Origin of the sequence: Streptomyces sp. Ag109_O5-10 (assembly GCF_900105755.1) — a bacterium.
GTDB lineage: Bacteria > Actinomycetota > Actinomycetes > Streptomycetales > Streptomycetaceae > Streptomyces.
This window is the reverse complement of the sequence record NZ_FNTQ01000001.1, coordinates 4,732,438-4,747,900: the sequence shown is the minus strand read 5'-3', so window position 1 is coordinate 4,747,900 and position 15,463 is coordinate 4,732,438. Positions and strand designations below refer to the sequence as shown.

Genomic DNA, 15,463 nt, shown 5'->3' with positions numbered 1-15,463 from the left:
CGTCCACGAGGTGGGGGCGCGAGTCGTGCGCCGGCGCGGCAGGGGTAGCGTTCCGCCAAGAGCCGCCCGTTGGCGCCCAGGGACACGCAGAAGCGTTCCTGCGCGTCCTCACACTGCCCGGACGAGCGGCGCGCGGCTGCGTGCCGTAACGCTTCAGCCGGTGCTCGGTTCCTCGGCCAGGATGCGGTCCAGAGCCTCGTCGAGGTGGGCGTCGAAGTCGGCGAGCGAACCCTCCTGGCCTAGCGGTACCAGCTTGTCCGTGCGGTCCAGGAAGGCCACCAGCGGGGGCGCGGAGGAACGGAACACCGCCTGGTCGCCACCGACCTGAAGCCGGATCAGCACCTCGCCCAGCACCTCGGAATCGGCGGGTGCGATGTGCACGTCGCCCTCCCCGCACGGCCGCCCCACCCCGTCGATCAGCAACTCCCGGCCGAAGGCCCAGGTCACCGGGGCGTCCCCGGGCAGGTGGAAGGTGAGCCGGACGGCATAGGGATCACAGGTCTCGTAGCGCAACTCCACGGGGATGCGGAAGGAGAGCTCCTCCGAGACGAGAAAGCTCATCATGACTTCTGCTTGTACGGACTCGCGCATTGCCTACCCCGTCATATGGCACCGACTGGCCGGGATTTATCCCTTGATGGTGGTCAAATCTTGCTGAAAGTACACGGGAGATCACAAGGAGTGAGTTTTCAGATACTGATAGCGATAGCCAGCGACCCCAGGTGGCGGCCCACTTCTGCCTGCAACTGCCGGACGGCGGGCAGCAGCCGGTCGGCCTGGTGGAGAGGGAGCGAGATGGCGATCGTGGCGGCCGTGGTGCCGACGGTGAGGGGGATCGCCGCGCACACCGTCCCCAGCGTGTACTCCTGGCGCTCCACCACAGGCTCCATCCGCCGCGCGCGCTCCAGTCGGCGCAGCAGCGTCTGGTCGTCACGGACCGTGTACGGGGTGAGGTGGCGCACGGGATAGCGGCGGAGATGGTCACGCCGGACGTCCTGGTCCAGCTGCGACAGGAGACACTGGCCGACGGCGTGCGCGTGCCCGGTCTCGCGGAAGTCGGCCCATTCCTCGACCGCCGGGATGGCCGGGGAGTCGGAGACGCTCATGACCTCGATCTCGCCGTCCCGGTACATGGCGTAGTACACCGGGACACCGATCGAATCCCGCCAGTGGGCGAGGGTGTCGACCACCGCGCTGCGACGTTTCTGCTGCGCTCCGCTGCTGCTCAGCCGCTCCGCCGCCTCACCGAGGAAGAACAGCCCCTTGTCGCGGCGCAGATAACCCTCGTGGACCAGGGTGCGCAGCAGGTGGTAGGCGGTGGGCAGGGCGAGCCCGGTCTCCCGGGCGAGTTGTTTGGCGGGTGCGCCGTGTTCGTGTCCGGCGACGCACTCCAGCAGGCGCATGGCGCGCTGCACGGAGCCGATGAGGGTGGCCGAATGCGGCTGTGCGGAGTCGGCCGGGGAGGCCGGCCGCTGCACGGGGGGTGTACCGGAACTGCGTTGGGTCGGGGGCGGGGGGTGTTCCGTGGGTACGGAGGTGGCGTCAAGCGTGGCCAAGGGTCACTCCCGGAGCGCGAGGGGGTCAGCGACTCTAACCGTCCGCCGCCGCTCCCGGTCGACCCCTGCGGGAAACTTCCCTCCCCCGAGGGAACCGGTGATTCCTGTTACCGGCCACCGATTCCCACGGTCCTCACCAGTCGCTCTTCGATGAGGAGTTCGACATGAACTTCCGCACGATGTAGATCAGTCCGCCGACCAGCGCCACGAAGATCAGAAGCTTGAAGAGGAGGAAGACCACCCAGCTGATCACGGCCGTGATCAGACCGCCGAACACCACCAGCGCGATGACCGGCACCGCGATCCACTTCACCCACCACGGCAGACCTGTGAAGATCTCTCGCATTGCCCTGTCCTCCGCTTCCTCGTGCGCTCCGGCACGTACGGTCTCGTGCGTCCCGCACGATGCGATGTCCTGCACTTGATGCTAGAGCCGCGAAGGGGCCGTGCGGGGGCCCTGGATCCCTTGTCCTCCCCTGACTCGTCCCCTAGGGAACCCCGAGACCCGGGGTCAGGCCTCGGGCGGAGAGAAGACGACCAGAACCCGCAGATCCTCGCTGACGTGATGGAACTTATGAGCCACCCCGGCCGGCACGTACACCACGCTGCCCCGCGCCACCTGCGTGGTCTCCATGCCGACGGTGATCGCGGCACGGCCGCTGACGACGAAGTAGACCTCGTCCTGGTTGTGCGGCTGCTGCGGGTCGTGCGAGCCGGCGTCGAGGGCGTAGAGGCCGACCGACATGTTCCGCTCCCGCAGGAACTGCAGGTAGGCCCCGTCGTTGGCGGCGCGCTCCGCCTCCAGTTCGTCCAGCCGGAATGCCTTCATCGCCTTCGCCGCCCTCGCCCCACTGCTCGTAACCGATCTCTTCTGCCACGATCAGACACATGAAGAATTTCGTAGTCAAGACGATCGCCAACGCGGGCGCCCTGGCGGTCGCCGTGTGGCTGCTCGACAAGATCACCCTGACCGGCGACAGCACCACCAAGAAGGTCTGGACGCTCATCCTGGTCGCCCTGGTCTTCGGCCTGGTCAACTTCCTGGTCAAGCCGGTCGTGAAGATCCTGACCTTCCCGCTGTTCATCCTCACGCTCGGCCTGATCACCCTGGTGGTCAACGCGCTGATGCTGCTGCTGACGTCGTGGGTGTGCGACAAGCTCGACCTGAGCTTCCACGTGGAGGGCTTCTGGACGGCCGTCCTCGGCGGTCTGATCATCTCGGTCGTGTCCTGGGCCCTCAACATGATCCTTCCCGACACGGACTGAGCTCCCGATGACCTACCGCGTCTGCTTCGTCTGCACCGGCAACATCTGCCGCTCCCCGATGGCCGAATCCGTCTTCCGTGCCCGCACGGCCGAGGCCGGGCTCGACGACCGCGTCGAGACCGACAGCGCCGGCACCGGCGGCTGGCACGAGGGCGACGGCGCCGATCCGCGCACCGTCCGCGTCCTGGAGGAGCACGGCTACGACAGCGAACACACCGCCCGCCAGTTCCAGGCGTCCTGGTTCGCCCGCCTCGATCTCGTGATCGCCCTCGACTCCGGACACCTCAAGTCCCTGCGCCGCCTGGCTCCCACCGAGGAGGACGCCCGCAAGGTGCGGCTGCTGCGCTCGTACGACCCGGCCGCCGCCGACGACCTGGACGTGCCGGATCCGTACTACGGCGGTCTGGACGGCTTCGAGGAGTGTCTTGAGATGGTGGAGGCGGCGAGCGTGGGCCTGCTCGCCGCGGTACGGGCCGAAGTGGAGGGAACGGCGGCATGAGCGAGGCAGCCATGGGCGAGGGCACGCGCGCGGTACGAGCGGGTCTGCCCGAGCCGGTCAAGAACGAGCCGACCCTGCCCGGGCCGGTCTTCGCCGCGCACTTCCATCTGCCCGGTGAGGTGAGCGGGCCGTACGCCTACGGGCGGGACGAGAACCCGACCTGGACCCATCTGGAGCGGGCGATCGGCGAGTTGGAGGCACCCGGCGAGGACGTGGAGACGCTGGTGTTCGCCTCCGGAATGGCGGCCATCGGGGCGGTGCTCTTCTCCCAGCTGCGCGCCGGTGACGCGGTCGTCCTGCCCTCCGACGGCTACCAGGTGCTGCCTCTGGTCCGCGCCCAGCTGGAGGCGTACGGCATCGAGGTGCGCACCGCGCGGACCGCCGGCGACGCCCAGCTCGGCGTCCTGGACGGCGCGAAGCTGCTGCTGATCGAGTCGCCGTGCAATCCCGGGCTGGACGTCTGCGACATCCGGCGGCTCGCCGAGGCGGCGCACGCGCGTGGCGCCCTGGTGGCCGTCGACAACACCCTCGCCACCCCGCTCGGCCAGCGGCCGCTGGCACTGGGCGCCGACTTCTCCGTAGCCAGTGGCACCAAGCAGCTCACCGGCCACGGGGATGTCCTGCTGGGGTACGTCGCCGGGCGCGACGCGGAGGCCATGGCCGCGGTACGCCGCTGGCGGAAGATCATCGGGGCGATCTCCGGGCCCATGGAAGCCTGGCTGGCCCATCGCTCCCTCGCCACCCTCCAGCTGCGGGTGGATCGGCAGAACGCGACCGCCCTGCTGCTCGCGGAGGCGCTGCGCGGGAGGCCCGAGGTGACCGCCCTGCGCTACCCGGGGCTGCCCGACGACCCGGCACACAAGATCGCCTCGCAGCAGATGCGCCGCTACGGCTCGGTGCTCTCCTTCACGCTGCCCACGCGTGCGCGTGCCGAGCGTTTCCTCGAGTCCCTGCGACTGGTCGACGACGCGACGAGCTTCGGCGGGGTACGTTCCTCGGCCGAGCGGCGGCGGCGCTGGGGCGGGGACGCCGTACCGGACGGCTTCATCCGGCTCTCGGTCGGGGCCGAGGATCCCGAGGATCTGGTGGCCGATGTGCTGCGCGCGCTCGACGAGTCGGACCGGTGACCGGATTACGGACGCCACCACGGGTCCGGCTACGCATAACGGACGGTCCGAGCCTCCCCCCTCGTGGCTCGGACCGTCCCGGTTCTCGCGCGCCAAGAACCGCGCGACCAAGGCTAGTTGACTCTGCGTCAGTGTCCAATCACTGTAGCGACAGAGACCTATCGACTTATTTATAGTTGGGGGCCTGCCGAGGGCCCGAAAGGGCAGGCAGAACGGGAGGGTGTGCGATGGATCTGGCCTTGCTGCGCACCTTCGTCACCGTGCACCGGGCCGGCTCCTTCACCCGCGCCGCCGCCCTGCTCGGCCTCTCGCAGCCGGCCGTGACCTCCCAGATCCGGACACTGGAACGGCAACTGGGCCGGCCGCTCTTCCTGCGCCAGGCCCGCGGGGTGACCCCCACGACGATTGGCGACGAACTCGCCCACAAGGCCGCTCCGCACCTCGATGCCCTCGTGGAGATAGCGGAGCGCGGTCTCGACGACGACTCCTCGGTGCGTACCCTGCACCTCGCAGGCCCGCCCGAGTTCACCGCCGAGCGCGCCCTTCCCGCTCTCGCGGAGCTGGCCGGGGACGGCGGCCAGGGTTTCGCCCTGCGCGCCTCGTTCGGCAACGCCGAGGACACCCTGGAGGGGCTGTCAGCCGGTCACCACGACCTCGCCATCAGCACCGTCCGGCCGCGCGGCCCCCTGCTCACCGCGACCGCTCTCTGCGACGAGGAGCATGTACTGGTCGCCGCTCCGCGCTGGTCCGCGGAGATCGGCGCCGGCGCCGTGGCCGACAAGGGCGCGGCCGCTCTGGAGAACCTCCCGGTCGTCGAGGTCCACGAGTCGCTGCCGTTCGTCTCGCGCTACTGGGGCTCCGTCTTCGACACACGCCCTGCCGCCTCGGGCACGGTCGTGGTACCGGATCTGCGCGCGGTCCTCGCCTGTGCGGTCGCGGGTGCCGGCCTGGCCGTGCTGCCCCGCTATCTGTGCACGGCCGCCCTGGAACGCGGTGAGGTCGTGGCACTGCACGATCCCGCGGTACCCCCACTTCGGACGTACTTCCTTGTGGTGCGCACCGGCACGCTCGCCATGCCGCATGTGGCACGAGCGCACGAGTGGCTGCAGCACGCGTCTGCGGAATGGGCCTGAGCGCGTTCCGCGGAGTTGACGCAGTGCGGCCGTGCCGTGGCGCTTCGCGATGTTTCACGTGGAACCAGCTGGGCCACATTTCTCCCATGACCGTCCGACCCGTGGTCAAGCGCACCGCCCGTGCCGTTCTCCTGGACGGCGACGACCTGATTCTGATCAAGCGCACCAAGCCCGGTGTCGATCCCTACTGGGTTACGCCTGGTGGCGGGGTCGAGCCCGAGGACACCACAGTCGTCGACGCCCTGCACCGCGAGGTGGACGAGGAGCTCGGCGCCAAGATCACCGACGTAGTGCCCTGCTTCGTGGACACCGTGGAGCACATCGGTGACAGCGGCAGCACGACCGGTGTGAAGGTGCAGCACTTCTTCGTCTGCCGGCTGGAGTCCATGGACCCGGCGCTGCGGCACGGCCCCGAAGTCGACGAGCCCGCCGGCGAGTACGAGATCGTGCGCGTCCCCTTCACCCGCGTCGGGATCGCCTCCGTCCATCTCGTACCGCTGTCGCTGCGGCACTACCTGGACGGCAACATCGAGGGTGTGCGGGCCATGCACGCTCCCGATCTCGGGTGACGGGTCAGTCGCCGGCTACGACCAGTTCCTCGACCGAGTCGTGCCGGATGCGGTGCGCGGGGATGCCGGCGGCCCGTAGCGCGGTGATCCCGTTGCGGATCATGCCTGGCGGGCCGGACAGACAGGCGTCGTACTCGGTCCACGGGCCGTAGCCGCGGATGGCGTCGGGGAGCTGGAGGTGCGCCCGCTGGTCGACGACGGCACGGACCGTGAGCCAGGAATGGCTCTGCTGGAGCCGGAGCAGGGTGTCGATGTCGTACAGGTCATGGTCGGTACGGGCGCCGTAGAACACCTCTACCGGGCGGCGCGAGCCGCGTTCGGCGAGGTCCTCGACCATCGCCTTGACGGGTGCGATGCCTGTGCCGCCGCCCAGGCAGAGCAGTCCGTTGCCCCGCGTGTGGTCGACGGTCATCGAACCACCGGCCGGGCCGAGGCGGACGACGTCACCCGGGCGGGCGCGGTGCACCAGCGAGTTGGAAACCCAGCCCGCCGGGACGGCCTTCACATGGAACGTGAGCAGGCCGTCCGAGCGGGGAGCGGAAGCGAAGGAGTAGTGCCGCCACACTCTCGGCCACCAGGGTGTCTCCAGGCTCGTGTACTGCCCGGCAAGGAAGGGGTACGGCTGGTCCGGACGGAGCGTGAGCACGGCGACGTCCGCGGTCCTGAGCTCGTGGGCGACGACCTCCGCGTGCCACCACGCCGGGGCGCGCAGTTCGTCCGTGGCCGCGGCGTCGATCATCACCTGGGACATCGTCGTGTACGCCCGCACCCAGGCCGCCTCCGTCTCGCGGTCCCAGCTGCCCGTGGCGTACTTGCTCAGTGCGCCGATGAGGCATTCGCCGACAGCGGGATAGTGCTCGGGCCGGGTGCCGTACTTGCGGTGGCCGCGACCCAGGTTCTGGAGGTACTCGACCAGGACGGACGGGTTGTCGATGTGCTCGGCCGCGGTGAGCAGCGCCTTCAGCAGCCGGTCCCGTTGCGTGTCCATGGCGGCCGGGAAGAGCGAACGCAGTTCCGGGTGGCGGACGAAGAGCAGTGCGTAGAAGTACGAGGTGACCTTGTCGGCGATGGGACCGATCTCGGCCATGGTGCCGCGGATGCGGATCGCGTCCGGGGAGGCGGCCTGCGGCTGCTGTGTGCTGCGCTGTGGCGGGACGCGCTGAGCGGGGGATTCCGGTGCGGGGTGCCCGGGCGCGGAAGCGAAGGAGCCTGGTGCCGCATGCTGTCCGGCGGGCGGGGGCTGAACCGCTCCCTGACGGCGCGCCGGCTCTGCCGCCGACCGTATTCGCTCCCGGGGCTCCCCAGGCACGAGAGGGGGGCTCTGGGGCGGTTCCTGCCCACCTCCCGGCGCACCGGCCGGAGGCCCGGCGGATAGATCGACCGCGGGCCTGTCGTGGGACGTGGACCAGTTGCCTCCACCGGCCCCGTCGTTGCCCGCCGCCGTGGTGGTCGGAGCGTCCATGGTGTGCCCTCGCCTCGAACATCTTGCGGTCGGTCTGCACACTTCTCTCGGAAGGTGCCTGCTTTCCCCCGGATGACGGCTAGCTCTCCCCGGTCGGGCCCGGTGGCCGACACGACCACATTCAACCCGCGATTCCCCCGTGTACGGACAAGTAAGGCGAGAGTGTGACATGGGCCGCAATCACTCCCGCAGGGAGCGCCCGGCCCCGGACGTTAACCGGAGTCGACCCTACCGGCCGCCGCCGCGCACACAAGTCCCCCCTGTCTCCCCCGTGAAACCGGCAACGGGCGAACCATCGGTTCCCTCAATTACCGGGCGCCCCACGTCAATTCATAGGCATCCCACAAATCCCGTCCCGTGTAGGAGTACGTCGCCAGACCGGCGAGATGTCCGTCCGCATTGACCGCCACGGACACCGGGACCACGCCGAACAAGTCCCGGTCCGAGATCGAGTCGCCGTAGGCCACGCAGTCCGCCCGACCGACCCCGAACTGCTCGCACAGGCGGTCGGCGATCGTCACCTTGGCCGCGGCGGTGAGGACCCCCGTCGGGTCCACCGGCTCGGCGAACGGCACCGCCGGGAAGCGGGATCCGAAGGCCGCGTGGGCTCCCCAGTCCAGCAGACGTTCCACGAAGAACGAGGGCGAGAGCGAGACCACCGCACAGTAGTCCCCCGATCCCCTGATCTCGGCCCAGACGTCCCGGATACGGGCCAGCCACGGCGCCCCGTCGAATGCAGCCGTCACCTGGGCTTCGGTCAGCTCGGCCCAGAGGGTGTACACCCGCGCCGCGTACTCCGGCGGATCGATCCGCCCTGCCGAAATCGCCCGGTCAAGCTCGATGGTCTCTGCTTCCAGGCCGAGCTGACGGGATATCTCGACGGGTGCGGAGGTGCCGTGCAGCAACGTGCCGTCGAGATCGAAGAGGTGAAGTCTCGCCATGGACCCGAGGCTATCGGGCGGCCTCCATGGCCCCTTGCTGCGGCGGCGCTGGGGGCCGTACGGCGCTGTTTCACGTGAAACGCCCGGCACCCTGTCCGGAGACTGAGCCACGTACTACGACATGGCCAAAAGCACGTGTCTCCGGCCTGAAACGGGTGGACGCCGGGGGTGCCGGTCGGCAAGCCTGACCTGCGTGTCAACTCCTTCCGACGGTCCCCTGCCCATCCGCCGACTGACGCCACGCGATCTGAGCGCCTGCGCCGACTTGTCCGAGGATCGGGGGTGGCCCCGTGAGGAACACAAGTGGCGCTTGCTCCTCACAGCCGGGAAGGGATACGGCATCGACGACCCCGGCGGAGGCCTCGTCGCCGCCTGTGTCATCACGGAGTACGGTCCGGGGGAACGCCCGCATCTCGGCGCGGTCGGCATGGTCCTGGTCGCCGAACGGCATTCCCGCCAGGGCATCGGGCGCCGTCTGATGCGACACATCGTCTCCGTGAGGGGAACGACTCCGCTGACCCTGTACGCGACGCCTTACGGGCGGCCGCTCTATGAGGAGTTGGGATTCAAGGTCACGGGCCGTTCGGAGATGCTCTACGGACGTTTCACCCCGGATGGGCGCGAGCCGCGGGTGGTGACCCGGGCGGCCACCGCCGAGGACCTCGGTTCCATCCTCCGGCTGGACGAGGAGGTGTTCGGTGCCGACCGCACCCTGCTCATCACTCGGCTGCCCGCCTTCTCGGACCTGCTGCGGGTCGCCGTGGACGACGGACGGATCGTCGGATACGCGGCCGCCTGGCCCAACATGGACACACATGTCGTCGGACCGCTGATCGCGCGGGACACGGAGACGGCGAAGTCCCTGATCACCTCGCTCGCCGCCCGTACCGACCGCCCGCTCCGCACCGACATCGACGTCCGGCACGAGGGACTGCTGGCCTGGGCGAAGACCCGTGGGCTGGTCTCCGTCGCCGAGAACTCGGTGATGACCTACGGGATCACGGAGTTGCCGGGGGACTGGACACGGCGGTTCGCGCCGCTGACGGTCGCGGCGGGCTGAGCGGCCTTCGACCACGGCGGACGCCGGCTTCCCCGGGGGAGCCGGCGTCCGCCGCCGAGCGAGGTGCTGTCAGGCGAGTGCAGCCACGGCGGCGGAGGCGAAGCCGTGGTCCTGGTCGGGCGCACCGCCGCCGACCCCGATCGCCCCGATGAGCCGGCCGTCACGCCGGACGGGAACCCCGCCCGCGATGAACAGCAGCGGCCTGTCGAGCGCCGTGGGCAGGGTGTGGAAGAGACCGCCCGGCTGCACGGCGTCGACGAGATCGGCGGTGGGTGTGTTCAGCTGGAGTGCCGTGTACGCCTTGCGGGTGCTGGTCTCGCCGGAGATCAGCACGGCACGGTCGTCCCGGCGGAAGGCCAGCAGATGGCCCCCGGCGTCCAGGACGGTGACGCTGACGGTGACCCCGGCGGCCTCGGCGGCACGGCGCGCCTGGGTGACCAGGAACTCGGCGTCCTGGATGGTGAGCGGGGCGACGGTGGTGGTGCTCATGGTTCTCCTTGGTTGGTGCTGACATGGTGGGAGATGCGGGCGGTCAGTGGTGGACCGACGCCCGCTGTCCCGCGGGCGTGCCGCCGGTGACCACCGCGCCGGCGGCGCTGTCGCGGCGCTCCAGCGCGGCTGACAGGAGGGCGAGGACGAGTGCGGCCGCGGCAAGGGCGGCGCCGACCCAGTTGGGGGAGGTGTAGCCGAAGCCTGCGGCGATCACCATGCCGCCGAGCCACGCGGACAGGGCGTTGCCGAGGTTGAAGGCACCGATGTTCACGGCGGAGGCCAGGGTCGGAGCGCCGTGTGCCTGGTCCAGGACGCGCTTCTGGAGCGGCGGGACGGTGGCGAAGCCCAAGGCGCCGATCAGGGCCACAGTCACGGCGGCCGCGATCTTGCTGTGTGCGGTGAGCGTGAAGAGGGCGAGGACGACGGCCAAGGCACCCAGGGACACGTACAGCATGGGCATCAGGGCGCGGTCGGCGAACTTTCCGCCGACCAGGTTGCCGCCGACCATGCCGAGGCCGAAGAGGACCAGCAGCCAGGTGACGGAGCCGTCGGCGAAGCCGGTTACGTGCGTCATCATCGGCGCGATGTAGGTGATGGCCGCGAAGACCCCGCCGAAGCCGAGGACGGTCATCGCCATGGCGAGCAGGACCTGGGCGTTCTTGAAGGCGGCCAGCTCGTGCCGTAGGTGCACACCCTGCGGCTTGGGCAGCTCGGGGACAAGCTTGGCGATACCGGCCAGGCCGACGACGCCCAGGGCGGCGATGAGCCCGAAGGTGACGCGCCAGCCGGCGTGCTGTCCCACGAACGTGCCCAGCGGAACGCCTATGACGTTGGCGACGGTGAGGCCGGTGAACATCATCGCGATGGCCCCTGCCTTCTTGCTCGGGGCGACCAGTTCGGCCGCCACGACCGAGCCGATGCCGAAGAAGGCCCCGTGGGCGAGGGAGGCGACCACTCGGCCGATGAGCATGACGGCGAAGACGGGGGCCATGGCGGTGAGCAGGTTGCCGGCGATGAAGAAGCCCATCAGCAGCATCAGCATCCTCTTGCGAGGAACCTTCGTGCCCAGCACGGTCATCAGCGGGGCGCCGATGACGACGCCGAGCGCATAGCCGGTGACAAGCAGACCGGCGGTCGGTATGGAGACCCCGAAGTCACCCGCGACCTCGGGCAGCAAGCCCATGATCCCGAATTCGGTCGTTCCGATTCCGAAGGCCCCGATCGCGAGGGCCAGAAGCGCGAGAGGCATGGAGGTAGGACCTTCCAGACGATTGCAGGTGCGCTTTGCGTGCGTCCACAATAGTTGCAGACGCGGGCTATATGCAAGCGAGGGATATTGCGGGCCTGCTCTATCCTGGATTCAGCCGCTCCGGGACGGAGGAAAACGCCAATGACAGCGACGGACCCCGCGCTCACCGCCCTCGCCCAGGGCTGGTGCGCCCTCTCCCTGCTCCACGGGAGGATCGAGGCACACATCGAGCGCGCCCTTCAGGCCAAGCACGACCTGAGCGTGCGCGAATACTCCCTGCTCGACGTGCTCAGCCGACAGCACGACGGCGAAGGGGGCCATCTGCAGATGAAGCAGGTGGCCGACGCGGTCGTACTCAGCCAGAGCGCCACCACCCGGCTGGTCACTCGCCTGGAGGACCGCGGGCTCCTGGAGCGCTACCTCTGCCCGACCGACCGACGTGGCATCTACACCAACGTCACGGAGGCAGGTCTGCGGCTGCTGGAAGAGGCTCGTCCCACCAACGACACGGCACTGCGCGGGGCACTCGACGAGGCGGCCAGAAATCCGGAACTGGCTCCCCTGGTCCGGGCCGTGGAGGCACTGCACGTGCCCGCTTAGGCTGTCGGTATGGGAGACCTTGACATACGTACCGCGGTCGCCGACGACGTCCCGGCCATCGTCGGCATGCTCGCCGACGACCCGCTGGGCGCCCGGCGGGAGACTCCGGACGACCTGGCGCCCTATCTGAGCGCCCTGGAACGGCTCAGCGCCGATCCCAACCAACACCTGGTCGTCGCCGTCCGAGAAGGCCACGTCGTCGGCACGCTGCAGCTCACGATCATCCCTGGACTGTCGCGGCGGGGCGCCACCCGGTCGATCATCGAGGGTGTGCGCATCCACGCCGATGAACGCGGCAGCGGACTGGGCACCCGTTTCATCGAGTGGGCCATCGACGAATCCCGTCGCCATGGCTGCCAGTTGGTCCAGTTGACCTCGGACACGTCACGGGTCGACGCCCATCGCTTCTACGAGAGGCTCGGTTTCACCGCCTCCCACACAGGCTTCAAGCTCGAAATCTGAACCCACCGGCTCGCAGCCGAGCGGAAGGGCGGGGGCGGTGTTTCACGTGAAACACCGCCCCCGCCCTCTCGTCCCGCTAACCGATCCCCCGCCACCCCTCGGGGTCGACCCCGCCGGGCACGGGAGCCGTCTCGTCGTACGGCTGACGCGTGAACACGAACGATCCGAGGTCCAGATGGCTCACGGTGCCGTCCGGGCGCCGTACGGGCCGTAGCAGCTCTCCGGCGTAATAGCCCTCCAGGCCGGTCCAGGTTCCGTCGCCGTTGGAGCGGAAACGGGCCCGACGGCCAGCGCCGGTCAGCGGCCCCAGTGAGACGAGCCCGTCAGCCGCCACGCGGAGCACGAAGGCATGTGTGCCCCAATACCACGGCCCGGCCAACTCCAGGACGGACGGCTCCACCTGGGCCACCGGGCGCCAAGGCTCGGGGATGCGTGGCTCGGCCTCCGCGACGATACGGACGAGGTCGGCACCGGTGGCGGACAGGAGTGGGCCGGAGGTGCAGTTCGCCAGCACCACGGCCGCCACGTCGTCGTCCACGCTGATGGTGAGGTTGGCCAGGAAGCCCGGTAGCGAGCCGGAGTGCCCGACGAACAGCCTCCCGTCACGCCGCTGGATCTGCAGCCCGAGGCCGTAGGTGGCGCCGTCCAGCACATCGGCGGGTTCGGCGGGGGCCGCCGGGGTGCGCATCTCCCGCACCGACTCGGCGCTCAGCACCCGGTCGTCCCCGCCCGCCAGGAACGCCGCGAAGCGGGCCAGGTCGCCGGTCGTCGACCAGAGCTGCCCGGCCGGTGCCATCCGCCCGAGGTCCTCCAGCGGCTCCGGGAGCAGGGCGTCGGCCCAGGGATGCACCGCCCAGCCGCCCGCGTGCGGCGCCTGCGGCTGGGCGGTTGTGCGGTCGAGGCCCAGCGGTTCGAGTACCTCGCGCCGCAGTACCTGCTCCCAGGGGGCACCGCGGAGTTCCTCGACCAGCGCGCCGAGCAGGGTGTAGCCGGGGTTGGAGTAGTGGTGCCGGCGGCCGACGGGATGCAGGAGGGGCTGCTCACCGAGCACGTCGCTGAGCTCCGGGCGTAGTGAACCCGGGGTGCGTTCCCACCAAGGTGCCGGGGACTCGGCCGCCAAGCCGCCGGTGTGCGCGAGGAGTTCAGCGATGGTCGCCTCCCCCGCGCCGGTGCCCGGCAGATGTTTCTCGAACGGGTCGCCGAGGTCGAGCAGCCCTTCGTCACGCAGCCTGAGCACCAGAACGGCCGTGAACGTCTTGGTGATCGAGCCGATCCGGTACTGCACGTTCTCGTCCGGTCCATGCCCGTCCACCGAGGTCCGCGCCCCGTGCCAGACGGCCCGCCCACCTCGCACGACCGCCGCCACCAGTGACGGTGCCCTGCCCTCGGACTGGGCCACGGCGATCCGGTGCAGGAGCGCCCGCCGGGTGGCGGGGAGCAGCTCTTCCTGGAATGTCGTCATGCGCTCCAGTCCACCCGGTGGGCGGACCGGCGTCGAGTCCATTTCGCCGGCACGGACCAACTCGGCGCCCTCCCGGCTCGGATCAGGTCTGCGCCATGTCCACGAAGCGGGAGTAGTGGCCCTGGAAAGCCACGGTGATGGTCGCCGTCGGACCGTTTCGGTGCTTGCCGACGATGATGTCCGCCTCACCCGCGCGGGGTGACTCCTTCTCGTAGGCGTCCTCACGGTGGAGCAGGATGACCATGTCGGCGTCCTGCTCGATGGAGCCGGACTCACGCAGGTCGGACACCATCGGCTTCTTGTCCGTGCGCTGCTCGGGACCACGGTTGAGCTGCGAGAGCGCGATCACCGGAACCTCCAGCTCCTTGGCGAGCAGCTTCAGGTTTCGCGACATGTCCGACACCTCCTGCTGGCGGCTCTCGGAGCGCTTGCCGCCGGACTGCATCAGCTGGAGATAGTCGATGATCACGAGCTTGATGTCGTTGCGCTGCTTCAGGCGTCGGCACTTGGCGCGGATCTCCATCATCGACAGGTTCGGGGAGTCGTCGATGTAGAGCGGTGCGGCCGAGACGTCCGGCATCCGGCGGGCCAGCCGGGTCCAGTCCTCGTCGGTCATCGTGCCGGAACGCATGTGGTGCAGGGCGACCCGGGCCTCGGCGGACAGCAGACGCATCGCGATCTCGTTGCGGCCCATTTCGAGGGAGAAGATGACGCTGGGCAGGTTGTGCTTGATCGACGCGGCGCGCGCGAAGTCCAGCGCGAGCGTGGACTTGCCCATGGCGGGACGCGCGGCGATGACGATCATCTGGCCGGGGTGCAGGCCGTTGGTGAGCGAGTCCAGGTCGGTGAAGCCGGTCGGCACGCCGGTCATCTCACCGGTACGGGAGCCGATCGCCTCGATCTCGTCGAGGGCCCCCTCCATGATGTCGCCGAGCGGCAGGTAGTCCTCGCTGGTCCGCTGCTCGGTGACGGCGTAGATCTCGGCCTGGGCGCTGTTGACGATCTCGTCGATGTCGCCGTCGGCCGCGTATCCCATCTGTGTGATGCGGGTGCCCGCCTCGACCAGGCGCCGCAGCACCGCACGTTCGTGGACGATCTCCGCGTAGTACTCGGCGTTCGCCGCCGTCGGCACCGTCTGGACGAGAGTGTGCAGATAGGAGGCGCCGCCCACCTTGTTGATCTCACCGCGTTTGGTGAGTTCGGCGGCGATGGTGATCGGGTCGGCCGGCTCGCCCTTCGCGTAGACGTCGAGGATCGCCTGGTAGATCGTCTCGTGCGCGGGCTTGTAGAAGTCGTGACCCTTGAGAATCTCGACGACGTCGGCGATGGCGTCCTTGGAGAGCAGCATGCCGCCGAGCACGGACTGCTCGGCGTCCAGGTCCTGCGGGGGGACCCGCTCGAAGGTGGTGCCCCCGCCGTCCCACTCCCCGCTGTCCCGACCCCGGTCGTGGCGGTCGTCCCGGCCCCGGCCGCCCTCGTCCCGTCGGCGGGAGGCAGGCAGACGATCACCCGGACCGGCGTCGGCCCACGGATCGTCCAAGGGCTCGGAAATGCTCACCGAGCCACCTCCTCCCGTCCGCACCGC

The 15,463-nt window shown here is 69.6% G+C and carries 18 protein-coding genes; 8 read left to right on the top strand and 10 right to left on the bottom strand.

All coding sequences use genetic code 11. From position 1 onward, the window contains the following. Positions 1-153: 153 nt before the first annotated feature. The 4 genes from BLW82_RS21700 to BLW82_RS21685 form a co-directional block, all read right to left on the bottom strand. Positions 154-591, bottom strand: coding sequence for an SsgA family sporulation/cell division regulator (locus BLW82_RS21700; RefSeq protein WP_093500910.1), 438 nt, complete (start codon positions 589-591; stop codon positions 154-156). Between the two features lie 98 nt (positions 592-689). Further along, positions 690-1,478 carry an IclR family transcriptional regulator gene (locus tag BLW82_RS21695; protein WP_256215905.1) on the bottom strand — a complete coding sequence of 263 codons (789 nt, stop codon included), beginning with the start codon at positions 1,476-1,478 and terminating at the stop codon, positions 690-692. A 211-nt stretch (positions 1,479-1,689) separates the two neighbouring features. Continuing rightward, a complete protein-coding gene (locus tag BLW82_RS21690; RefSeq protein WP_089100495.1) occupies positions 1,690-1,902 on the bottom strand; it encodes a DUF5326 family protein in 213 nt (70 codons plus the stop codon). A 165-nt stretch (positions 1,903-2,067) separates the two neighbouring features. Further along, entirely contained in the window at positions 2,068-2,385 is a 318-nt protein-coding gene (locus BLW82_RS21685; protein WP_093500906.1) for a cupin domain-containing protein, read from the bottom strand. Between the two features lie 59 nt (positions 2,386-2,444). Between BLW82_RS21685 and BLW82_RS21680 the strand changes: the two genes are divergently transcribed. The 5 genes from BLW82_RS21680 to BLW82_RS21660 all read left to right on the top strand — a co-directional run bounded on the left by BLW82_RS21680 (position 2,445) and on the right by BLW82_RS21660 (position 6,150). Then, positions 2,445-2,822, top strand: coding sequence for a phage holin family protein (locus tag BLW82_RS21680; RefSeq protein WP_093500904.1), 378 nt, complete (start codon positions 2,445-2,447; stop codon positions 2,820-2,822). A gap of 7 nt (positions 2,823-2,829) precedes the next feature. Beyond that, positions 2,830-3,321: a low molecular weight protein-tyrosine-phosphatase gene (locus BLW82_RS21675; protein ID WP_093500902.1), complete on the top strand. Its 492-nt coding sequence runs from the start codon at positions 2,830-2,832 to the stop codon at positions 3,319-3,321. Next, on the top strand, positions 3,318-4,448 hold the full coding sequence (locus BLW82_RS21670; RefSeq protein WP_093500900.1) for a cystathionine gamma-lyase: 1,131 nt from the start codon (positions 3,318-3,320) through the stop codon (positions 4,446-4,448). The genes BLW82_RS21675 and BLW82_RS21670 overlap by 4 nt, the downstream gene beginning before the upstream one ends. Positions 4,449-4,675: 227 nt before the next feature. Then, positions 4,676-5,581, top strand: a complete 906-nt coding sequence (locus BLW82_RS21665) for a LysR family transcriptional regulator (protein ID WP_093500898.1) — start codon at positions 4,676-4,678, stop codon at positions 5,579-5,581. 86 nt (positions 5,582-5,667) lie between these two features. Continuing rightward, a complete protein-coding gene (locus tag BLW82_RS21660) occupies positions 5,668-6,150 on the top strand; it encodes an NUDIX domain-containing protein (protein WP_093500896.1) in 483 nt (160 codons plus the stop codon). Positions 6,151-6,154: 4 nt separating this feature from the next. On the opposite strand, the gene BLW82_RS21655 is transcribed toward BLW82_RS21660, so the two are convergent. Both BLW82_RS21655 and BLW82_RS21650 read right to left on the bottom strand, forming a co-directional pair. Continuing rightward, entirely contained in the window at positions 6,155-7,612 is a 1,458-nt protein-coding gene (locus tag BLW82_RS21655; protein WP_093500894.1) for a globin domain-containing protein, read from the bottom strand. A 308-nt stretch (positions 7,613-7,920) separates the two neighbouring features. Continuing rightward, positions 7,921-8,553 (bottom strand): HAD family hydrolase, encoded by a 633-nt coding sequence (locus BLW82_RS21650; protein ID WP_093500893.1) that lies wholly within the window; start codon positions 8,551-8,553, stop codon positions 7,921-7,923. Positions 8,554-8,746: 193 nt separating this feature from the next. On the opposite strand from BLW82_RS21650, the gene BLW82_RS21645 reads away from it, so the two are divergent. Next, positions 8,747-9,613: a GNAT family N-acetyltransferase gene (locus tag BLW82_RS21645; protein WP_256215904.1), complete on the top strand. Its 867-nt coding sequence runs from the start codon at positions 8,747-8,749 to the stop codon at positions 9,611-9,613. A 69-nt stretch (positions 9,614-9,682) separates the two neighbouring features. Here BLW82_RS21645 and BLW82_RS21640 read toward each other — a convergent pair whose 3' ends face one another. Both BLW82_RS21640 and BLW82_RS21635 read right to left on the bottom strand, forming a co-directional pair. Further along, positions 9,683-10,102 (bottom strand): GlcG/HbpS family heme-binding protein, encoded by a 420-nt coding sequence (locus tag BLW82_RS21640; RefSeq protein ID WP_093500890.1) that lies wholly within the window; start codon positions 10,100-10,102, stop codon positions 9,683-9,685. 43 nt (positions 10,103-10,145) lie between these two features. Further along, positions 10,146-11,354 (bottom strand): MFS transporter, encoded by a 1,209-nt coding sequence (locus BLW82_RS21635; RefSeq protein WP_093500888.1) that lies wholly within the window; start codon positions 11,352-11,354, stop codon positions 10,146-10,148. 141 nt (positions 11,355-11,495) lie between these two features. Between BLW82_RS21635 and BLW82_RS21630 the strand changes: the two genes are divergently transcribed. Further along, a complete protein-coding gene (locus BLW82_RS21630) occupies positions 11,496-11,954 on the top strand; it encodes a MarR family winged helix-turn-helix transcriptional regulator (protein WP_093500886.1) in 459 nt (152 codons plus the stop codon). A 9-nt stretch (positions 11,955-11,963) separates the two neighbouring features. After that, on the top strand, positions 11,964-12,416 hold the full coding sequence (locus BLW82_RS21625) for a GNAT family N-acetyltransferase (protein WP_093500884.1): 453 nt from the start codon (positions 11,964-11,966) through the stop codon (positions 12,414-12,416). A 76-nt stretch (positions 12,417-12,492) separates the two neighbouring features. Here BLW82_RS21625 and BLW82_RS21620 read toward each other — a convergent pair whose 3' ends face one another. Together BLW82_RS21620 and dnaB are read right to left on the bottom strand one after the other, a co-directional pair. Continuing rightward, positions 12,493-13,878, bottom strand: a complete 1,386-nt coding sequence (locus BLW82_RS21620; protein ID WP_093500882.1) for a serine hydrolase domain-containing protein — start codon at positions 13,876-13,878, stop codon at positions 12,493-12,495. Between the two features lie 82 nt (positions 13,879-13,960). Beyond that, positions 13,961-15,436 (bottom strand): replicative DNA helicase, encoded by a 1,476-nt coding sequence (gene dnaB / locus BLW82_RS21615; protein WP_093500880.1) that lies wholly within the window; start codon positions 15,434-15,436, stop codon positions 13,961-13,963. Between the last annotated feature and the right edge of the window lie 27 nt (positions 15,437-15,463).

Excerpts from the sequence above, each read along its gene's own strand:
- BLW82_RS21655 (WP_093500894.1), bottom strand. The coding sequence starts at position 7,612 with ATGGACGCTCCGACCACCACGGCGGCGGGCAACGACGGGGCCGGTGGA.
- BLW82_RS21675 (WP_093500902.1), top strand. The coding sequence starts at position 2,830 with ATGACCTACCGCGTCTGCTTCGTCTGCACCGGCAACATCTGCCGCTCC.
- BLW82_RS21635 (WP_093500888.1), bottom strand. The coding sequence starts at position 11,354 with ATGCCTCTCGCGCTTCTGGCCCTCGCGATCGGGGCCTTCGGAATCGGA.
- BLW82_RS21690 (WP_089100495.1), bottom strand. The coding sequence starts at position 1,902 with ATGCGAGAGATCTTCACAGGTCTGCCGTGGTGGGTGAAGTGGATCGCG.
- BLW82_RS21680 (WP_093500904.1), top strand. The coding sequence starts at position 2,445 with ATGAAGAATTTCGTAGTCAAGACGATCGCCAACGCGGGCGCCCTGGCG.
- BLW82_RS21700 (WP_093500910.1), bottom strand. The coding sequence starts at position 591 with ATGCGCGAGTCCGTACAAGCAGAAGTCATGATGAGCTTTCTCGTCTCG.
- BLW82_RS21620 (WP_093500882.1), bottom strand. The coding sequence starts at position 13,878 with ATGACGACATTCCAGGAAGAGCTGCTCCCCGCCACCCGGCGGGCGCTC.
- BLW82_RS21625 (WP_093500884.1), top strand. The coding sequence starts at position 11,964 with ATGGGAGACCTTGACATACGTACCGCGGTCGCCGACGACGTCCCGGCC.
- BLW82_RS21650 (WP_093500893.1), bottom strand. The coding sequence starts at position 8,553 with ATGGCGAGACTTCACCTCTTCGATCTCGACGGCACGTTGCTGCACGGC.
- BLW82_RS21665 (WP_093500898.1), top strand. The coding sequence starts at position 4,676 with ATGGATCTGGCCTTGCTGCGCACCTTCGTCACCGTGCACCGGGCCGGC.
- BLW82_RS21685 (WP_093500906.1), bottom strand. The coding sequence starts at position 2,385 with ATGAAGGCATTCCGGCTGGACGAACTGGAGGCGGAGCGCGCCGCCAAC.
- BLW82_RS21640 (WP_093500890.1), bottom strand. The coding sequence starts at position 10,102 with ATGAGCACCACCACCGTCGCCCCGCTCACCATCCAGGACGCCGAGTTC.
- BLW82_RS21660 (WP_093500896.1), top strand. The coding sequence starts at position 5,668 with ATGACCGTCCGACCCGTGGTCAAGCGCACCGCCCGTGCCGTTCTCCTG.
- BLW82_RS21670 (WP_093500900.1), top strand. The coding sequence starts at position 3,318 with ATGAGCGAGGCAGCCATGGGCGAGGGCACGCGCGCGGTACGAGCGGGT.
- BLW82_RS21630 (WP_093500886.1), top strand. The coding sequence starts at position 11,496 with ATGACAGCGACGGACCCCGCGCTCACCGCCCTCGCCCAGGGCTGGTGC.